11 protein-coding genes are annotated in these 14,750 nt (G+C 61.0%); 5 read left to right on the top strand and 6 right to left on the bottom strand.

Annotated elements, in window-relative coordinates:
* From AC07V4_RS17200 to AC07V4_RS17185, 4 genes are all read right to left on the bottom strand, one after another.
* Positions 1–1,383: DUF6531 domain-containing protein (locus AC07V4_RS17200; RefSeq protein WP_492637594.1), on the bottom strand; the 1,383-nt coding region annotated here is incomplete at its 3' end.
* A 146-nt stretch (positions 1,384–1,529) separates the two neighbouring features.
* A complete protein-coding gene (locus AC07V4_RS17195) occupies positions 1,530–4,613 on the bottom strand; it encodes an efflux RND transporter permease subunit (protein ID WP_492637593.1) in 3,084 nt (1,027 codons plus the stop codon).
* Between the two features lie 2 nt (positions 4,614–4,615).
* On the bottom strand, positions 4,616–5,722 hold the full coding sequence (locus AC07V4_RS17190; RefSeq protein ID WP_492637592.1) for an efflux RND transporter periplasmic adaptor subunit: 1,107 nt from the start codon (positions 5,720–5,722) through the stop codon (positions 4,616–4,618).
* Positions 5,723–5,855: 133 nt separating this feature from the next.
* Entirely contained in the window at positions 5,856–6,761 is a 906-nt protein-coding gene (locus tag AC07V4_RS17185; protein WP_492637591.1) for a LysR substrate-binding domain-containing protein, read from the bottom strand.
* Between the two features lie 212 nt (positions 6,762–6,973).
* Here AC07V4_RS17185 and AC07V4_RS17180 point away from each other — a divergent pair, with 212 nt between their 5' ends.
* The 5 genes from AC07V4_RS17180 to AC07V4_RS17160 all read left to right on the top strand — a co-directional run bounded on the left by AC07V4_RS17180 (position 6,974) and on the right by AC07V4_RS17160 (position 11,524).
* Positions 6,974–7,657, top strand: coding sequence for an isochorismatase family protein (locus tag AC07V4_RS17180; protein WP_492637590.1), 684 nt, complete (start codon positions 6,974–6,976; stop codon positions 7,655–7,657).
* A 44-nt stretch (positions 7,658–7,701) separates the two neighbouring features.
* Positions 7,702–8,328 (top strand): isochorismate family cysteine hydrolase YcaC, encoded by a 627-nt coding sequence (gene ycaC, locus AC07V4_RS17175; RefSeq protein ID WP_431753466.1) that lies wholly within the window; start codon positions 7,702–7,704, stop codon positions 8,326–8,328.
* Between the two features lie 144 nt (positions 8,329–8,472).
* Positions 8,473–9,339 (top strand): pirin family protein, encoded by an 867-nt coding sequence (locus AC07V4_RS17170; protein WP_492637589.1) that lies wholly within the window; start codon positions 8,473–8,475, stop codon positions 9,337–9,339.
* Between the two features lie 208 nt (positions 9,340–9,547).
* Entirely contained in the window at positions 9,548–10,993 is a 1,446-nt protein-coding gene (locus AC07V4_RS17165; protein ID WP_431750429.1) for a mechanosensitive ion channel domain-containing protein, read from the top strand.
* A 93-nt stretch (positions 10,994–11,086) separates the two neighbouring features.
* Positions 11,087–11,524, top strand: a complete 438-nt coding sequence (locus AC07V4_RS17160; RefSeq protein ID WP_492637588.1) for a carboxymuconolactone decarboxylase family protein — start codon at positions 11,087–11,089, stop codon at positions 11,522–11,524.
* Between the two features lie 3 nt (positions 11,525–11,527).
* On the opposite strand, the gene AC07V4_RS17155 is transcribed toward AC07V4_RS17160, so the two are convergent.
* Together AC07V4_RS17155 and AC07V4_RS17150 are read right to left on the bottom strand one after the other, a co-directional pair.
* On the bottom strand, positions 11,528–13,672 hold the full coding sequence (locus AC07V4_RS17155) for a TonB-dependent siderophore receptor (RefSeq protein WP_492637587.1): 2,145 nt from the start codon (positions 13,670–13,672) through the stop codon (positions 11,528–11,530).
* A 103-nt stretch (positions 13,673–13,775) separates the two neighbouring features.
* A complete protein-coding gene (locus AC07V4_RS17150) occupies positions 13,776–14,681 on the bottom strand; it encodes a helix-turn-helix domain-containing protein (RefSeq protein WP_431750372.1) in 906 nt (301 codons plus the stop codon).
* Positions 14,682–14,750: the final 69 nt, after the last annotated feature.

The raw sequence follows: 14,750 nt of genomic DNA, 5'->3' as shown, positions 1-14,750 counted from the left end.
ATGACTCCAGCCAAACCCTAGCCCGCAATCCACTTCCACCGCACTGGTGCGATACAACCGCGTCCACTCAAACGGCAATACGCCGTCCAACGTGCCGTCGGTGAGGGTCAGCAATTCCTCGCCCGTTACCATCGACACCGGGCAGCCGTTGGTAACGGTCTTTTCCGAACTGGCGGCGGCATCCCCCTTCGGGTTTTTCCCGGAGGCAGGGACATCGTCGACAAGTTCCTGGCGAACCAACACCGTTTGTTGCGACTTGCTGCGAACCGATGGCACCGGGTTCGCTACTAACTGATCCCCAGCCTTCAACGGCCCAACCGGCACCGTCTTGATCGGTGTCGCCGCACTGCCCAGCAGCAATGGCTTAAGCGCTTCGGCATGGGGTTCCAACCGTGGCCCCACCAGTTGATTCGCCAGCGTCTCCAGCCAGCCACGTACCCGCCCGGATTTGATATGACTCAACACCGGCGCCCCCAGGCGCACAGCAACCCCCATCGCGCCCATCACCCGGACCAACAGCAGGTTGGTCAGCACCTCGCCGGTGATTTCGCCCATCAACTCGTTCATGTCGGGTGGGGGCAGCAGGCGCATCCAGCTGACGACAGCGGACAGGTAGATAAACAACAACGGTTCATCGCTGAGCACGAGCAGGCCGTTTGCGACCGTGTCGCTACTCAATGCCAGCAGTTCATCGAGTTCAGCTTGGGAGAGGTAATGCAGCAGCTTTTCGCTGTTGGGCTGGAGGTCGGCGAGCAACTCAGACAACTGGGTAATGTTGTCCCACAGGTTATAGAGCGCCTTGCCCATGCCATTTAAGAATGCAGCCTCCAGCATCCGGCGCCGGTTCAGCGGCGTCGCATCGGTGTAGGCTTTCCACTGGCCCTGGAAAGTGTTCGTCCACTGTTCGCGCAAGCCAAGTTCCAAGCCGCCGATCACCGACTGATAAGACGCATACAGCGCCTTGACGTGGTCCTTGGAAACGTTGGGGTAGAAGGTGACTTGGTAACGCTGATCGCGAGTGCACTCTTTAACTTCAAGAATGCCGCTGGGGCCGATGGTGTCGTGGATGGGAGGCCCCATCGGGCTGCCATCCGCTGCAATGGCTTGCAGCATCACCGGTGTATTGCCGATGGGCACAAATCGTGTGCTTTCGAACAGATGCACCAGGGTCAGTGAACCCTGGGCTTTGCACATGGCGACGATGGGGCTCGGTGATGGAGAGGAAATAGGCGCCACCAGCGCCACTTCATCACCAACCTTGAACACCTGCTCGACATCCAGCGCCCCAAGGCTCCAGAAGCGTTCAGCCCAGTCGTCAAACGTGTTCAGGCATTCACGAAACTCACGGAAGACGACTTCAGCATCGACCGTTTTTGCATCCATTGGGGTCAGGGCCAGCCTGCCAATGGCCGGATTCAAAACGCAGCCCCGTCAACCGGAACATTCACTCGATAAACCATCTGCAATCCCTCGCACTGTGTGATCAGGCGAGGGACTTTGCAGAGGTTTTCAGGGCGGGGGAGTAGAGCTTATCCGGCGGTTGCGTGGGATGTTTCGACAGCCCGTGTCTTCTCCCGACCCAGCACTAGACTGCACAACGCTGGCAGGAACAGCAGCGTCAACACCGTGCCCACCAATACGCCGCCAATCAGCACATAGGCCAGGGATGACCAGAACACCGAGAATGTCAGCGGGATGAATGCCAGCGCCGCGGCCAGCGCGGTCAGGATCACCGGCCTGGCCCGGCGCACGGTGGCTTCGATGATCGCCTCGCGGATCGCCATGCCGTGTTCCTGGTTCTGGCGGATCTGGTCGGTGAAGATCAGCGTGTTGCGCATCAGGATGCCGCCAATCCCGATCAAGCCCAGAATGGCGTTGAACCCGAATGGCTGGTTGAACAGCAGCAAGGTCGGCACCGCACCGATCAAGCCCAACGGCGCGGTGGCGAACACCATGAACATCACGCCGAACGAGCGCACCTGGAACATGATCACCGTGAGGGTCAACAGGATCATGATCGGGAACAGCGCCGCCAGCGCGACGTTGGCCTTGGCGCTTTCCTCCACGGGGCCGCCGATGTCGATCTGGTAACCGGCGGGCAGCTTGGCGATCAACGGTTGCAGGTCCTTGTACACGGCCATTTCCACGTCGGGTGGTTGCACGCCGTCGATGATGTCGGCGCGTACCTCCACGGTGGCCGCGCGGTTGCGGCGCTTGAGGATCGGTTCTTCCATCACCGCCTTGAAGTGCCCGACCTGGGCCAGCGGCACCGACGTACCAGCGCTGTTGGTCAGGGTCATGTTGTTGAGGTTGCCGAGGTTCTCGCGCTGGTTGCCCTGGGCGCGGGCGACCACCGTAACGGTACGATTGCCTTCGCGCACCTCAGTGATCGGGTTGCCGCTGAGCAAGGCATTGAGCTGGGACTTGACCTCGTTGGGCGTGAAGCCCAGCAAACGCAGGCGGTCTTGATCCAGGACCAGGCGATAACCGCTGGTGCGCTCGCCCCAGTCGAGGAAAGCATCCCGGGTGAGCTTGTTGGCGGCCACGACACGACGCACGTCTTCGGACACGCCGCGAAGCACGTCCACATTCGGCCCGGACACACGGAACACCACCGGGAATGGCACTGGCGGGCCGAACAGTAACTGCGTCACGCGCACGCGGGCCGCCGGAAATTCACCGGCGGCGATGCGTTCACGCATGCGCCGTTTCAAGGCGTCGCGGGCATGGGAGTCCGGCGTCTGCACGATCAATTTGGCGAAGGCCGGATCGGGCAACTCAGGGTTCAGTGACAGGAAAAAGCGTGGCGCGCCGCCGCCCACATAGGTGTTCACCAGGCTGGTTTGCGGTTCTTGCAGCAAGGCTTTTTCCAACTGCGCCGCCACCGCCTCGGTGGCTTTGAACGCGCTACCGGGTGGCAGGTACACCTCAAGGATCAGTTCGGAACGGTCGGAATTGGGAAAGAACTGTTTCTTCACCACGCCCATGCCCAGCCCGCAGAGCACAAAAGCGGCTACGACCAAGCCCGTCACCCACCAGCGCCGACGTACGCAGGTTTCGACTAAGCCACGCAGTGCCTGGTAATAGCGCCCGGCGTAAATCGCGTCGTGGCCACCGGGTACCGGTTTGATTGGCGGCAGTAACTTCACGCCTAGGTACGGCGTGAAGACCACGGCTACCAGCCAGGATGAGATCAGTGCAAAACCCACGATCCAGAAAATATTGCCGGCATATTCCCCCGCCCCCGAACGGGCAAACCCCACCGGCAGAAAGCCGATAATCGTCACCAAGGTGCCGGTGAGCATGGGTGCGGCGGTGGAGTGCCAGGCGAAGGTGGCGGCGTGAATCCGGTCAAAACCTTCCTCCAGTTTCACCACCATCATCTCGATGGCAATGATCGCGTCGTCCACCAATAAACCCAGGGAAATAATCAGCGCGCCCAGGGTGATGCGGTCGAACTCGCGCCCGGTGAGCAGCATGATTACAAACACGACCGACAAGGTCAGCGGCACCGCAGCGGCCACCACCAAGCCTACGCGAAAGCCCAGGGCCAACAGGCTGATGACCATCACCACGGCCAAGGCGACGAAGAATTTCAGCATGAACTCATTCACGGCCAGGCTAATGTTTTTCGCCTGGTCGGAGACCTTGGCGAAGTTCACGCCCAACGGCAGGTCAGCCTGGATTCTGGCTTCCTGGGCCTTGAGGCTTTTGTCCAGCTCCAGGCCGTTCCAGTGTTTTTCCATGATCACACCGAGCATCAGCGCCGGGTCGCCCTGGTGGCGGATACGGTAGCTGGGCGGGTCTTCATAACCGCGGCTGACGTTGGCCACATCGGCGATGCGCAGCACCCGCCCGTTGGCTTCCAGCGGGACGTTTTCGATCAGCGACAAGCTGTCAAAGGCGCCATCGATACGGATATAGGCGCGTGCCCCGGCGGTTTCTACAAAGCCTGATGGCGCTACGGCGTTCTGTGCGGCGAGGGCGGCGAAGATCTGGTCCGGCTTGATGCCCAGGGTGGCCAGACGTTCATAGGAGAACTCGACAAAGATCCGCTGCGCCTGCTCACCCAGGATATTGACCTTCTTCACCCCCGGCAGGTTGAGCAAACCCTGGCGCAGCTCTTCGGCCATCTGCACTTGCTGGCGATGGGGCAGGTGTTCGGCCTCCAGGGCGTACAGCGCGAAGTACACATCGGAGTATTCATCGTTGAAGAACGGCCCAATCACGCCCTTGGGCAGCTTTGCGGCTTCGTCGCTGAGTTTCTTGCGGGTCTGGTAGAACAGGTCCTGGACCTCGCTGGGGCGCGTTGACTCCTTGTAGGTCATGCGCATTGACACGAAACCTGGCTGGGCGATGGTCTCGACGCGGTCGTAGTAGTCCAGTTCCTGCAGGCGTTTTTCCAGGCGGTCGGCCACCTGTTCCTGCATTTCCTGGGCCGTGGCTCCGGGCCAGGCGGCGGTGATGGTCATGACCTTGACGGTAAACGACGGGTCTTCGGCGCGCCCCAGCTTGCCGAACGAGAAGACCCCGGCAGCGAGGATGGCGATGATCAAAAACAGCGTGACCGCGCGGTGCTTTACCGCCAGTTCGGAGAGGTTGATGCCGCGCATGCTCAGTGGTCCTGTTGGCGGTTGAGGGCCAGCTCCTGGGCGGGTAACAGGCGCACCGTATCCCCGCTGTGCAGCAGGTGTGCGCCGAGGGCAACGATGATTTGCCCGGGTGCCACGCCGCTGTCGAGCAAGGCCTCCTCCTGGCCGAGGCTGGCGATTTGCACAGGGGCGAAGCTGACCTTGTTGTCATCACCGATCAGCCATAGGCCGCTGCCTGCTCCGGTGTCCTGCAGCGCGCCAATGGGCACGCGGGTTTGTTGGGCTTGGCCGTTGCCTTGCAGGCGCACGGTGATAGTGGAGCCGAGGGCAAAACGCTCGACGGGGCCGTGCAAGACGTAGCGGGCGCGGTAGGTGCGGGTGACCGGGTCAGCGCTGGCGGACAGCTCGCGCAGGGTCGCAGTGACCGCTTGCTCCGGTGCGCCGAAGGGAAACGCCAAGGCTCTTTGCGAGGCTTGGTCGCGCTGGGTTTCCGGCAGGTTGACGATGGCTTCACGGGCGCCGTCATGGGCCAGGCGCGCGACGATTTGCCCTTCGGCGACCACTTGGCCGCGCTCCACACGAACGTCCGTGATGATGCCGTCGCCGTCGGCCCTGAGCACCGAGTAGGTGCGACGGTTTTCGATCTGGCTGGCGTCGGATTGCGCGGCGGCAAGCTCGGCTTCGGCGACGCGCAGGTTGGTCGCCGACTGGTCGAAAATCTGCCGAGACACCGCGCCGGTATTGGCTAGTCGCTGGTAGCGGTTTTCATCATCGCGCCGCTGGCGCAATTGCGCCTGGGCGGCGTTGACGCGGTTCTTGGCAGAGCGCAGGGCCAGTTCGAAGTCGCCGATGTCCAATACCAGCAAGGTATCGCCTCGGGAGACGTGTTGACCGGGGTCGACCTTGCGTTCGATGACCTTGCCACCGACCCGGAAACCCAGGTCGCTTTCGGTACGGGCCGCGACCACGCCGGTGTAGGCGCTTTGTTGGGCGCCCGCCGCTTCGACTTTGGCCGCCAGTACCGGGCGGGGCAGGGGGGCTTCGGCGACGGTGTCGGCCTGGCTGTTGCACCCGCTGAGGATGCTCAACAGGGCCAGAGGGAGGAGAGGACGCAGGGCAAGAGGGTTCATGGCGAACTCCTGGAGATGATCAATCAGAAAAAATTACGAATGTAATTTTTTCAAATATTATGATCGAAATATAAATTAGTCCAGTCCCGGATCATCCCCATGGCAAACGCCTCGACCCCTCACGGCCACCTAGTCACTCCATGTCACTGTGTACAAACGCTTCCCCCAGGAAATCAATCAGGCTGCGCACCGACGGCAGCAGTCCACGGCGCGACGGGAAAACCGCATGCACGATCCCGGTCCTCGGCGCCCATCCGGGGATCAGGTTGACCAGGCGTCCTGCGGCTAAATCCTCGCGCACCACGACGCTGGGCAGATGAGCAATACCCACACCGGCACACACCGCATGCCGCAGTGCCAGCAGGTCGTCCGTGACAATTCGCGGAAAATGCCGGATCACGGCACTGGCACCGTTCTTGCCAAACAACTCCCAGTGATACTCCCGCTGCGCCGACCCCCAAAACACGCTCGGCAAGCCATGCAGATCGCCCGGCAACGGTGGGTTCGACAAGTGCGATACAAACGCTGGGCTGCCCACCAGGCATTGGGTGCTGTTGCCCAGCACCTTCATCACCAAGTCAGTGTCTTCCAGCGGCGGAAAACGAATGCGCAGGGCGATATCGAACCCTTCGTGCAGCACATCCACGCGTCGGTTGGTGCTCTCCAGATGCAGTTCTACCAAGGGGTACTTGAGCATGTAGCGAGTCAGCATCGGCCCGACCCAGGAGTTGAGCAGGGCCGTGGGGCAGCTCAAACGCACAATGCCCTGGGGCTCGGAACGGTTGCGCTCGATCACCTCGGCGGCGGCTTCCGCTTCCACACGCATGGCCAGGCATCGCTGGTAATAAACCTGGCCGATTTCGGTGAGCGAACAATGCCGGCTGGTCCGGTTGATCAGGCGTACACCCAGGCGTTCTTCCAGTTGGCTGATACGCCGGCTCAGTTTCGACTTGGGCATGTCCAGCGCCCGGCCCGCCGCCGCAAAGCCACGATGCTCGACTACCTGGGTGAAGTAATAGAGGGTGTTGAGGTCTTCCATATCGTTCTCCAAATAGAACGCTAAGGGTTATTTTTGCCATCTGGCCCGGCAAAGGTAACGGATTTAAGGTGTGTCCATGCACGGCTTCACCTTTTTGAGAGGTCAATTCGGCCAGATGCCCAACTGATCCACCCGTGCAGCACCCACCCAAGACGGCCAGGCCGGTTTACCGAGCACGGATGGCTGTCGCCCATAGAAAAGAGGAAAAGCCCATGACTACCCATGCACCGGCCAACTTCAGTGGTCACAAACCAGTCATTGACGCCAACGACACGGCGATGCTGTTGATCGATCATCAAAGCGGCCTGTTCCAGATCGTCAAGGACATGGACGTGCCGCAGCTGCGTGCCAACGCCATTGCCCTGGCCCGCGCCGCGACGCTGTTGAATATCCCGGTGATCACTACCGCCTCGGTGCCGCAAGGCCCCAATGGTCCGTTGATCCCTGAAATCCACCAGGCGGCTCCCCATGCCCAGTACGTCGCTCGCAAAGGTGAGATCAACGCCTGGGACAACCCGGAATTTCACGCGGCGGTCAAAGCTACTGGCAAGAAAACCCTGGTGATCGCTGGCACCCTCACCAGTGTCTGCCTGGCGTTTCCCTCCATCAGCGCAGTGTACGAAGGCTACAAAGTGTTTGCCGTGGTCGACGCCTCGGGCAACCACTCCAAGCTGGCGACTGACCTGACCATCGCCCGGTTGGCCCAGGCCGGCGTAGTACCCATCGACATCATGGCCACATTGTCGGAGCTGCAAGGCTCATGGAACCGTGCCGACGCCGAGCAGTGGGCGCAGGTCTACACCCAGGCCATGCCCCATTACCAATTGCTGATCGAAAGCTATCTCAAGGCCCAGCAAGTGGCGACCGAACACGAAGTGCTGGACTCCCAGCGCTGAGTGCAAAAGCGACCCACCCTTCAATCGACGCAAGAGGACTACCCATGACGACTCAATACAAGCGACTGGACAAAAACAACGCCGCCGTTCTGCTAGTGGACCATCAGGCTGGCCTGCTGTCCCTGGTGCGTGACATCGAACCGGACAAGTTCAAGAACAACGTGCTGGCCCTGGCCGACCTGGCCAAGTACTTCCAGTTGCCGACCATCCTCACCACCAGCTTCGAAACCGGTCCGAACGGCCCGCTGGTGCCGGAACTCAAGGCGTTGTTCCCCGACGCGCCTTACATCGCTCGGCCTGGCCAGATCAATGCCTGGGACAACGAGGATTTCGTCAAGGCGATCAAGGCTACCGGTAAGAAACAACTGATCATCGCCGGTGTAGTGACCGAGGTCTGTGTGGCATTCCCGGCGCTGTCAGCCCTGGCGGAAGGTTTCGAAGTGTTCGTGGTGACGGATGCCTCCGGTACTTTCAACGAGATCACTCGCCATTCGGCCTGGGACAGGATGTCCGCCAACGGCGCGCAACTGATGACCTGGTTCGGTCTCGCCTGCGAGCTGCATCGCGACTGGCGCAACGATATCGAAGGCCTGGGTACTTTGTTTGCCAACCACATCCCGGATTACCGCAATCTGTTCACCAGCTACAACGCATTGACCACCACCCCATAAGCGGTTGACCCACAGAGGGCGAGGCGTTGCAGCGCCTCGCTCTTTGTGATTTATCGTCCTGCCTGTGGGACAGTAAGAGCTATATTCACCATCTACTGCTCGATTGGTATCGGATTTAAGGTGTATGCACTTTGGAGGTTCACCATGAAAAAATTGATTGGTATCTACACCAGCCCTCGCGCCCACTGGGTCGGCGACGGTTTTCCGGTGCGCACGCTGTTTTCCTACGACACCATGGGCAAGCACATCAGCCCATTCCTGTTGCTGGACCACGCTGGCCCGGCCGATTTCACCCCCACTGAACAGCGTCGCGGTGTCGGCCAACACCCCCATCGCGGGTTTGAGACCGTGACCATCGTCTACGATGGCGAAGTCGAGCACCGCGACTCCACCGGTGCCGGCGGTAAAATCGGCCCCGGCGATGTGCAGTGGATGACGGCCGCTAGAGGCATCCTCCATGAAGAGTTCCACTCCGAAGTCTTTGCCCGCAGTGGCGGGGCGCTGGAGATGGTGCAGTTGTGGGTCAATTTGCCGGCCAAGGACAAAATGGCTGATGCGGGCTACCAAACCATCGTCGATGGCGACATTCCGGTGTTGTCGTTGGCTGGCGACGCCGGGCAACTGCGCCTGATTGCCGGTGAGTTCGCCGGCACCCAAGGCCCGGCGCGCACCTTTACGCCGATTGACGTATGGGATCTGCGTCTTAACGCTGGCAAAGCGGTCACGCTGGACTTGCACGCCGGGCGCAACACAGCGTTGGTGATTCTGCGTGGCACGGTGCTGGTCAACGGCCAGGAAGTTGCGCGCCAAGGGCAGTTGGCACTGTTCGAACGTGATGGCAGCCAGCTCACCCTGGAAGCCAACGACGACGCCAAGGTGTTGCTGCTCAGCGGCGAACCGATCGACGAGCCTATCGTCGGTCACGGTCCGTTCGTGATGAACACCGAGCAGGAGATTCACCAGGCGTTTGTCGACTTCCAGTCGGGTAAGTTTGGGCAGATGCAAGGCTAACGGTTTGTCACAACCCTTTGTGGGAGTGGACTTGTGTGGGAGCCGGGCTTGCCCGCGATGCAGGCACCGAGATGTGTCAGTCACACCTCGGTGATGCTATCGCAGGCAAGCCAGCTCCCACACAAGCCGCTCCCACATTTTGCTTGGCGCTATACCCGATATCTCGATTTCATGCGATCTTCAGGGCATTCGCCCTGGAGTTGCCTGGATGCCCTCATTTATCGCTGATCACCCGATGTTGTGCGCGTTGGCGCTGATCTTTATCGACATCGCCGTGTGGCACCTTATTTCCACCAACCTGGCCAGTTGGAAACTGGCGGCGCGGTTGGTGATCTTCGCGGTGTTCAGTGCCGTGTTGTTCAACGACGGCATGAACCCCATGCAACTGGCGCCCTACGCCGACGACACGGCCTTGCACCTGGCCGCCACAGCCCTGCAGATCGGCTGGTGGTTGTTCGCGGCGCGCACCCTCACGGTGTTGCTCGGCACCGTGATGATGCAACGGGTCGGTCACACCGGGCGGCTGTTGCAGGACCTGATGGGCGCGGTGATTTTCCTGATCGCGATCATCGCCGCCATGGCCTACGTGCTCGACCTGCCGGTCAAGGGCGTGCTCGCCACTTCCGGCGCGGTGGCGATCATTGTCGGCCTGGCATTGCAGAGCACGTTGAGCGACGTGTTTTCCGGGATCGTCCTCAACACTACCAAGCCTTATCAGCTGGATGACTGGATCTCCATCGACGGCACCGAAGGTCGCGTCACCGATATCGACTGGCGCGCCACACGCCTGCAAACCTCCCAGGGCAGCATGGCGGTGATTCCCAACTCCTTGGCAGCCAAGGCCAAGATCATCAATTTCTCACGCCCGGCGGACATGTTCGGCCTGGCGGTCAGCCTGCAAGTCAGCCCGCATGCGCGCCCGCAAACCGTGATCGAGGCGTTGGAGCGTGCGATGCTGGGGTGTCGGCCGTTGTTGGCCACGCCGGCGCCGAGTGTCGCGTTCAAGACCTCGGCCAGCGGCGGTGTCGAGTATGAAATCAGCGGTTTTGTACCGGCCATGGGCCTCAAGCGCGAAGTGCGCAACCAGTTGTATGACCTGGCTTTCCGTCACCTGCAAGCGGCGGGTGTCAGCCTGCTGTCCGCCACCGAAAGCAGCACGCCGTCCCTGGTTTCCGGGGCGCGGGCCCTGCTGGAGCGCTCGTCGATTTTCTCCACCTTGCGCCAGGAAGAAAAGGACACCTTCAGCCAGAACATGACCCTGCATTCGTTCCGTGGCGGCGAGATGATCATGCCGGCGGGGGAGGTCAGCGACCATTTGTTCATCGTTGCCTCAGGTGTGGTGTCAGTCATGCTGATCAAGGACGGGCACAAGTTCGAAGCCGGACGCATGGGGCCGGGGGAGGTGATTGGCGAGGCGGGAATTCTGTCCGATCAAGGCGTGCCGGCCGACTTCCTGGCCAAGACCTACTGCACGCTGTACCGCGTCGAAAAGGAATACCTCAAGCCTTGCCTGGATGCGCGGCATGACATCAGCGAGGCGATGAAGGCCTTGCTGGACTTCCGCCTGCACGCTGCGAAGACCCTGACTCAGTCAACACCGGTGATGCCAGTGAAGACCGGGTTCCTGCAGTGGTTGAGGAACCGTGGCCTGTAGATTGGTCACCTGTTCTTCGTCCGAATTGGCTATTCCTCCGGAACGCTGCGGTGACTAATCTGCTCACCAATCCCACCGTTCTGGAGTATCACCATGCAAGCTCGCACCGATTTCTACACCGCTTCCCCAGACGCCATGAAAGCCATGCTCGCCCTGGAAGCCGCCGTCGGTAAACTGTCCATCGAACTGCCGCTGCTGGAGCTGGTGCGCCTGCGCGTGTCGCAGATCAACGGCTGCGCCTTCTGTCTCGACATGCACACCGCCGATGCACGCAAGGGCGGCGAGACCGAACGCCGCTTGTACACCGTGTCGGCCTGGCGCGAAACGCCATTCTTCACCCCGCGTGAACGCGCTGCCCTGGCCTGGGCCGAGAGCCTGACCCTGATCAGCCAGACCCACGCCCCGGACGAAGACTTCAACGCACTGGCCGCCGAGTTCAGTGCCCAGGAGCAGATCGACCTGAGCGTGGCCATCGCCACCATCAACAGCTGGAACCGCCTGGCCGTGGGTTTCCGCAAGATGCCGAAGTAAGCTTTAGAAGTTGACCGAAGCACTCAGACGCGCCGTCAAAGGCGCGCCCTGGAACAGATAGTCATCGCCCATGTACTCGCCCGCGTCGCGCCAGTAGCGCTTGTCGAACAGGTTGTCGACGCTCAGGCGAAACACCGTTTCATAGCCGTCGAACTTTGTGGTGTAGCGGCTGCCCACATTGACCACCGCATAATCCCCCACCTCCACATTGCCGGTGCGGTTGGCGTATTTCTTGGCACTGTATTGCACGCCACCGAGCACCGCCAACCCGTTCACCCATGGCAAGGTATAGTCGGCATACAGGCTGGCGCGCAGCTTGGGTACGTTGATCGCTTGATGGCCTTCGTAGTACGGCGTGCCGCTGCCGTTCACCCGCGCACGAATCGCCGCCACGCTGGTGGCGATTTGCAGACGGTCGGTGGCCCAGCCGTTGGCCGACAGTTCCAGCCCGGTGTTCTTTTGCTGGCCTTGTTGGACGTAAGTGAAGTTGCCAGCGCCGTCCGGCTTGGCGTACTGATAAGCCTGGCGGGTCTGGAACACGGCGGCGGCGAAGCTGATGCGGCGCCAGTCGTATTTCACACCGGCTTCGATTTGCCGCGAGGTGGTCGGGGCCAGGGTTTCATCGGAATTGCTGGCGAACCACGGTGCCGCACCACCCAGGGACAGCCCCTTGCTGTAGCTGGTGTACAGCGAGATGTTTTCAATCGGTTTGTAGATCAATGATGCCTGTGGCAGGAACATGTATTGCTGGGTATGGCGCGTCTGGTTGCCATCGCTGTCGAAGGCTTTTTCATCCAGGCGCACTTCGCGGCCACCCACAATGGTTTGCCATTGCTCATTGAAGCGAATGCGGTCGGTGACAAACAGGCCGTACTGGCGGCTGTCGAGGTTGCGGTGGCTGGGGTTCAGGGGTTTGTCGGTGGGCGTGAAGCCAGGCGCGTCTTCGTTGATATTGCCACTGCCGATGTATTCGTTGACCGACTTGCGCTTATCGATCACGCGACGAAACGCACTGGTGCCGAAGGTCAGCTCATGGCCCAGGCCCGCCGTGTCGAACAGCCCGGTCATGGTCGCCTGCACTTCGTCGTCGCGGCGAGTGTCGTCGGGGCTGCGGTAGTCGTAGATGTCGTAGCCGCCTTCCGGGGTGAAATAGTTGCCGACGCCCGTTGTGGCACCGCCCCACGCAAACGAACTGTAATCGTCAATCACCACCTTGCTATGGGCCGCGCTGAGGCTGCCTTTCCACTGATCGCTGAAGCGGTACTCGAACTTGCCGTTGAGGTTCAGTGAATCGATGCCGACCTGGTGGGAGCCCGTTTGATGGCCGAGCAGTTTTTTCGGCGAGGCGTCATGGGGCACCTCGGTGCCGCCCAACAACTGATAACCCGGCACCGAGCGCTGTTGCTTGTTCTGATATTCCGCATCCAGTTGCAGCACGGCATCGGGGCTGATGTTCCAGTCGAAGGCCAGGGACACGAAATCGCGCTGGCCATTGGCGTGCTCCACATACGAGTTCAGGTCTTCATGGGCCACGTTGGCGCGCAGGCCGAATTGCTGTTCGCTGCCAAACCAACCGCCGACGTCGGTGGCCACATAACCGCTGCCACGATCATCGGTGGAGACGGTGACCGAGCGCACATCCTCCGGGCGTTTGGTTACGTAGTTGATCACGCCGCTGGGTTCGGAGATCCCGCTCTGCAAGCCGGCCAGGCCCTTGAGCACTTCCACCTGTTGCTTGTTTTCCAGCGCGACATTCTGCTCGCCGGTGATGGTGCGCCCGTTGATCTTGTAGCTGCTCGCCGCGTTCAGCGAAAAGCCGCGCACCACAAAATTTTCGTAGTAGCCAATTGGGGCGTAGCTGTCGCCCACCGAGGCGTCGTTACGCAGCACCTCGCTGAGCAGGCGCGCCTGCTGGTCCTTGATCAGCGCGGCGTTGATCACGGTGATCGAGGCGGGTGTATCGAGCAAAGGCGCTTCACTGAAGCCACCGACCGAGGCCGTGTCGGTGCGATAACCGGTTTCTTCCTGGCCCTGGACCTGTACCGCCGGCAGTTCTATCTCCGCCGCCAGGCTGTTGCCGATGCTACCGCTGAGCAGCAGGCCGAGGGCGAAACGTGAAGTGACGACGGGACGAAAACGCAAAACCATGGGGGCAGGGCCTTAAAGCGCGGGGCGGGGGGCGCATAAGCTAGGGGGATGTGTCTGGTTTTACAAGATGTAGAGCAAGCCCCCTCCCACATTTAACTGTGTTTCAGCCGAATTTCTGGTGGTGTCTAAGGGTTTCGCTGGGCAATTCCTGAAACAGCGCCCTATAGCTATTGGAAAACCGCCCCAAATGCCAGAACGACCAATTCATCGCCACCTCGGCCACCGTCGTTCCCGGCGAAGTCAGCAATTCGCGGCGCGCACCGTTCAAGCGGCGCAGTCTCAACCACTGCGCCGGGCTCATCCCGGTGTAGGTCTTGAAGCCTTGCTGCAATTGGCGCAACGGCACGCCGGCAATCTGCGCCAACTCCAGCAGGTTGACGGTTTCATCTGGCGCATCCGCCGCCCATTCGCCGATACGGGCCATCAACTGGCGTTCTTCACTGCGGCGCTGCAAGGAACTGCGGTCCAGGCATACGCAGGCGTTGTCGAGAATGAACAGGCAGTCGTCGAGCAATTGCTGGGTGAGGGCGTCGCGGCTGATCGGGTCGCTGATCGACGACAAACGCGTCAGGGTGCCGCTGAGCCAGCGGGTGAACAGTGCGTTCTGCTGGCAGGTCAGCGGCGCCATGAACAAACCGTCCAGTTTCGCCACGTCCAGCCCCTGGCGCTGCACGAACTGCGGGCCGAAGACCACCGCCACTTCACGGTAGTTTTCCGGGGTGATCCAGGTGTTGCGGCTTTCGCCATTGAGCATGTACAGCGCGTTATCACTGCCGTCGAAACAAAACGCCAACGCGCCAGGCGGGGCATTGAAATGCTGTTCCACGCGGGTGTTCATGCACTCTTCGTACACCTCCACACCTTGCAGGTCGAGGTAGCGGATGCGGCCGGCGAAATGCCCGGGAGACATCTGCTGGTACTGCTGCACCCAGCCGGGTGTCGCATTGCATTGAGCGGCCACATCACCGGTGGTGAAGGCCTGTACGCGCAAAGCTGTTGCCTGTGTCATGGGTAACCTGGGCGCACTCTATTGGTGCGTTGTGGTTCGTGCAAAGTGGATAGATGGCCTTTGAAGGCT

The organism is Pseudomonas sp. GW821-FHT03A09 (genome assembly GCF_059421065.1).
This window is presented reverse-complemented; position numbering and strand designations above follow the sequence as displayed.

Bases quoted from the DNA above. Each gene is read 5' to 3' on its own strand.
- AC07V4_RS17190 (WP_492637592.1), bottom strand. From the start codon at position 5,722: ATGAACCCTCTTGCCCTGCGTCCTCTCCTCCCTCTGGCCCTGTTGAGC.
- AC07V4_RS17160 (WP_492637588.1), top strand. From the start codon at position 11,087: ATGCAAGCTCGCACCGATTTCTACACCGCTTCCCCAGACGCCATGAAA.
- AC07V4_RS17150 (WP_431750372.1), bottom strand. From the start codon at position 14,681: ATGACACAGGCAACAGCTTTGCGCGTACAGGCCTTCACCACCGGTGAT.
- AC07V4_RS17195 (WP_492637593.1), bottom strand. From the start codon at position 4,613: ATGCGCGGCATCAACCTCTCCGAACTGGCGGTAAAGCACCGCGCGGTC.
- AC07V4_RS17155 (WP_492637587.1), bottom strand. From the start codon at position 13,672: ATGGTTTTGCGTTTTCGTCCCGTCGTCACTTCACGTTTCGCCCTCGGC.
- AC07V4_RS17170 (WP_492637589.1), top strand. From the start codon at position 8,473: ATGAAAAAATTGATTGGTATCTACACCAGCCCTCGCGCCCACTGGGTC.
- ycaC (WP_431753466.1), top strand. From the start codon at position 7,702: ATGACGACTCAATACAAGCGACTGGACAAAAACAACGCCGCCGTTCTG.
- AC07V4_RS17165 (WP_431750429.1), top strand. From the start codon at position 9,548: ATGCCCTCATTTATCGCTGATCACCCGATGTTGTGCGCGTTGGCGCTG.
- AC07V4_RS17180 (WP_492637590.1), top strand. From the start codon at position 6,974: ATGACTACCCATGCACCGGCCAACTTCAGTGGTCACAAACCAGTCATT.
- AC07V4_RS17185 (WP_492637591.1), bottom strand. From the start codon at position 6,761: ATGGAAGACCTCAACACCCTCTATTACTTCACCCAGGTAGTCGAGCAT.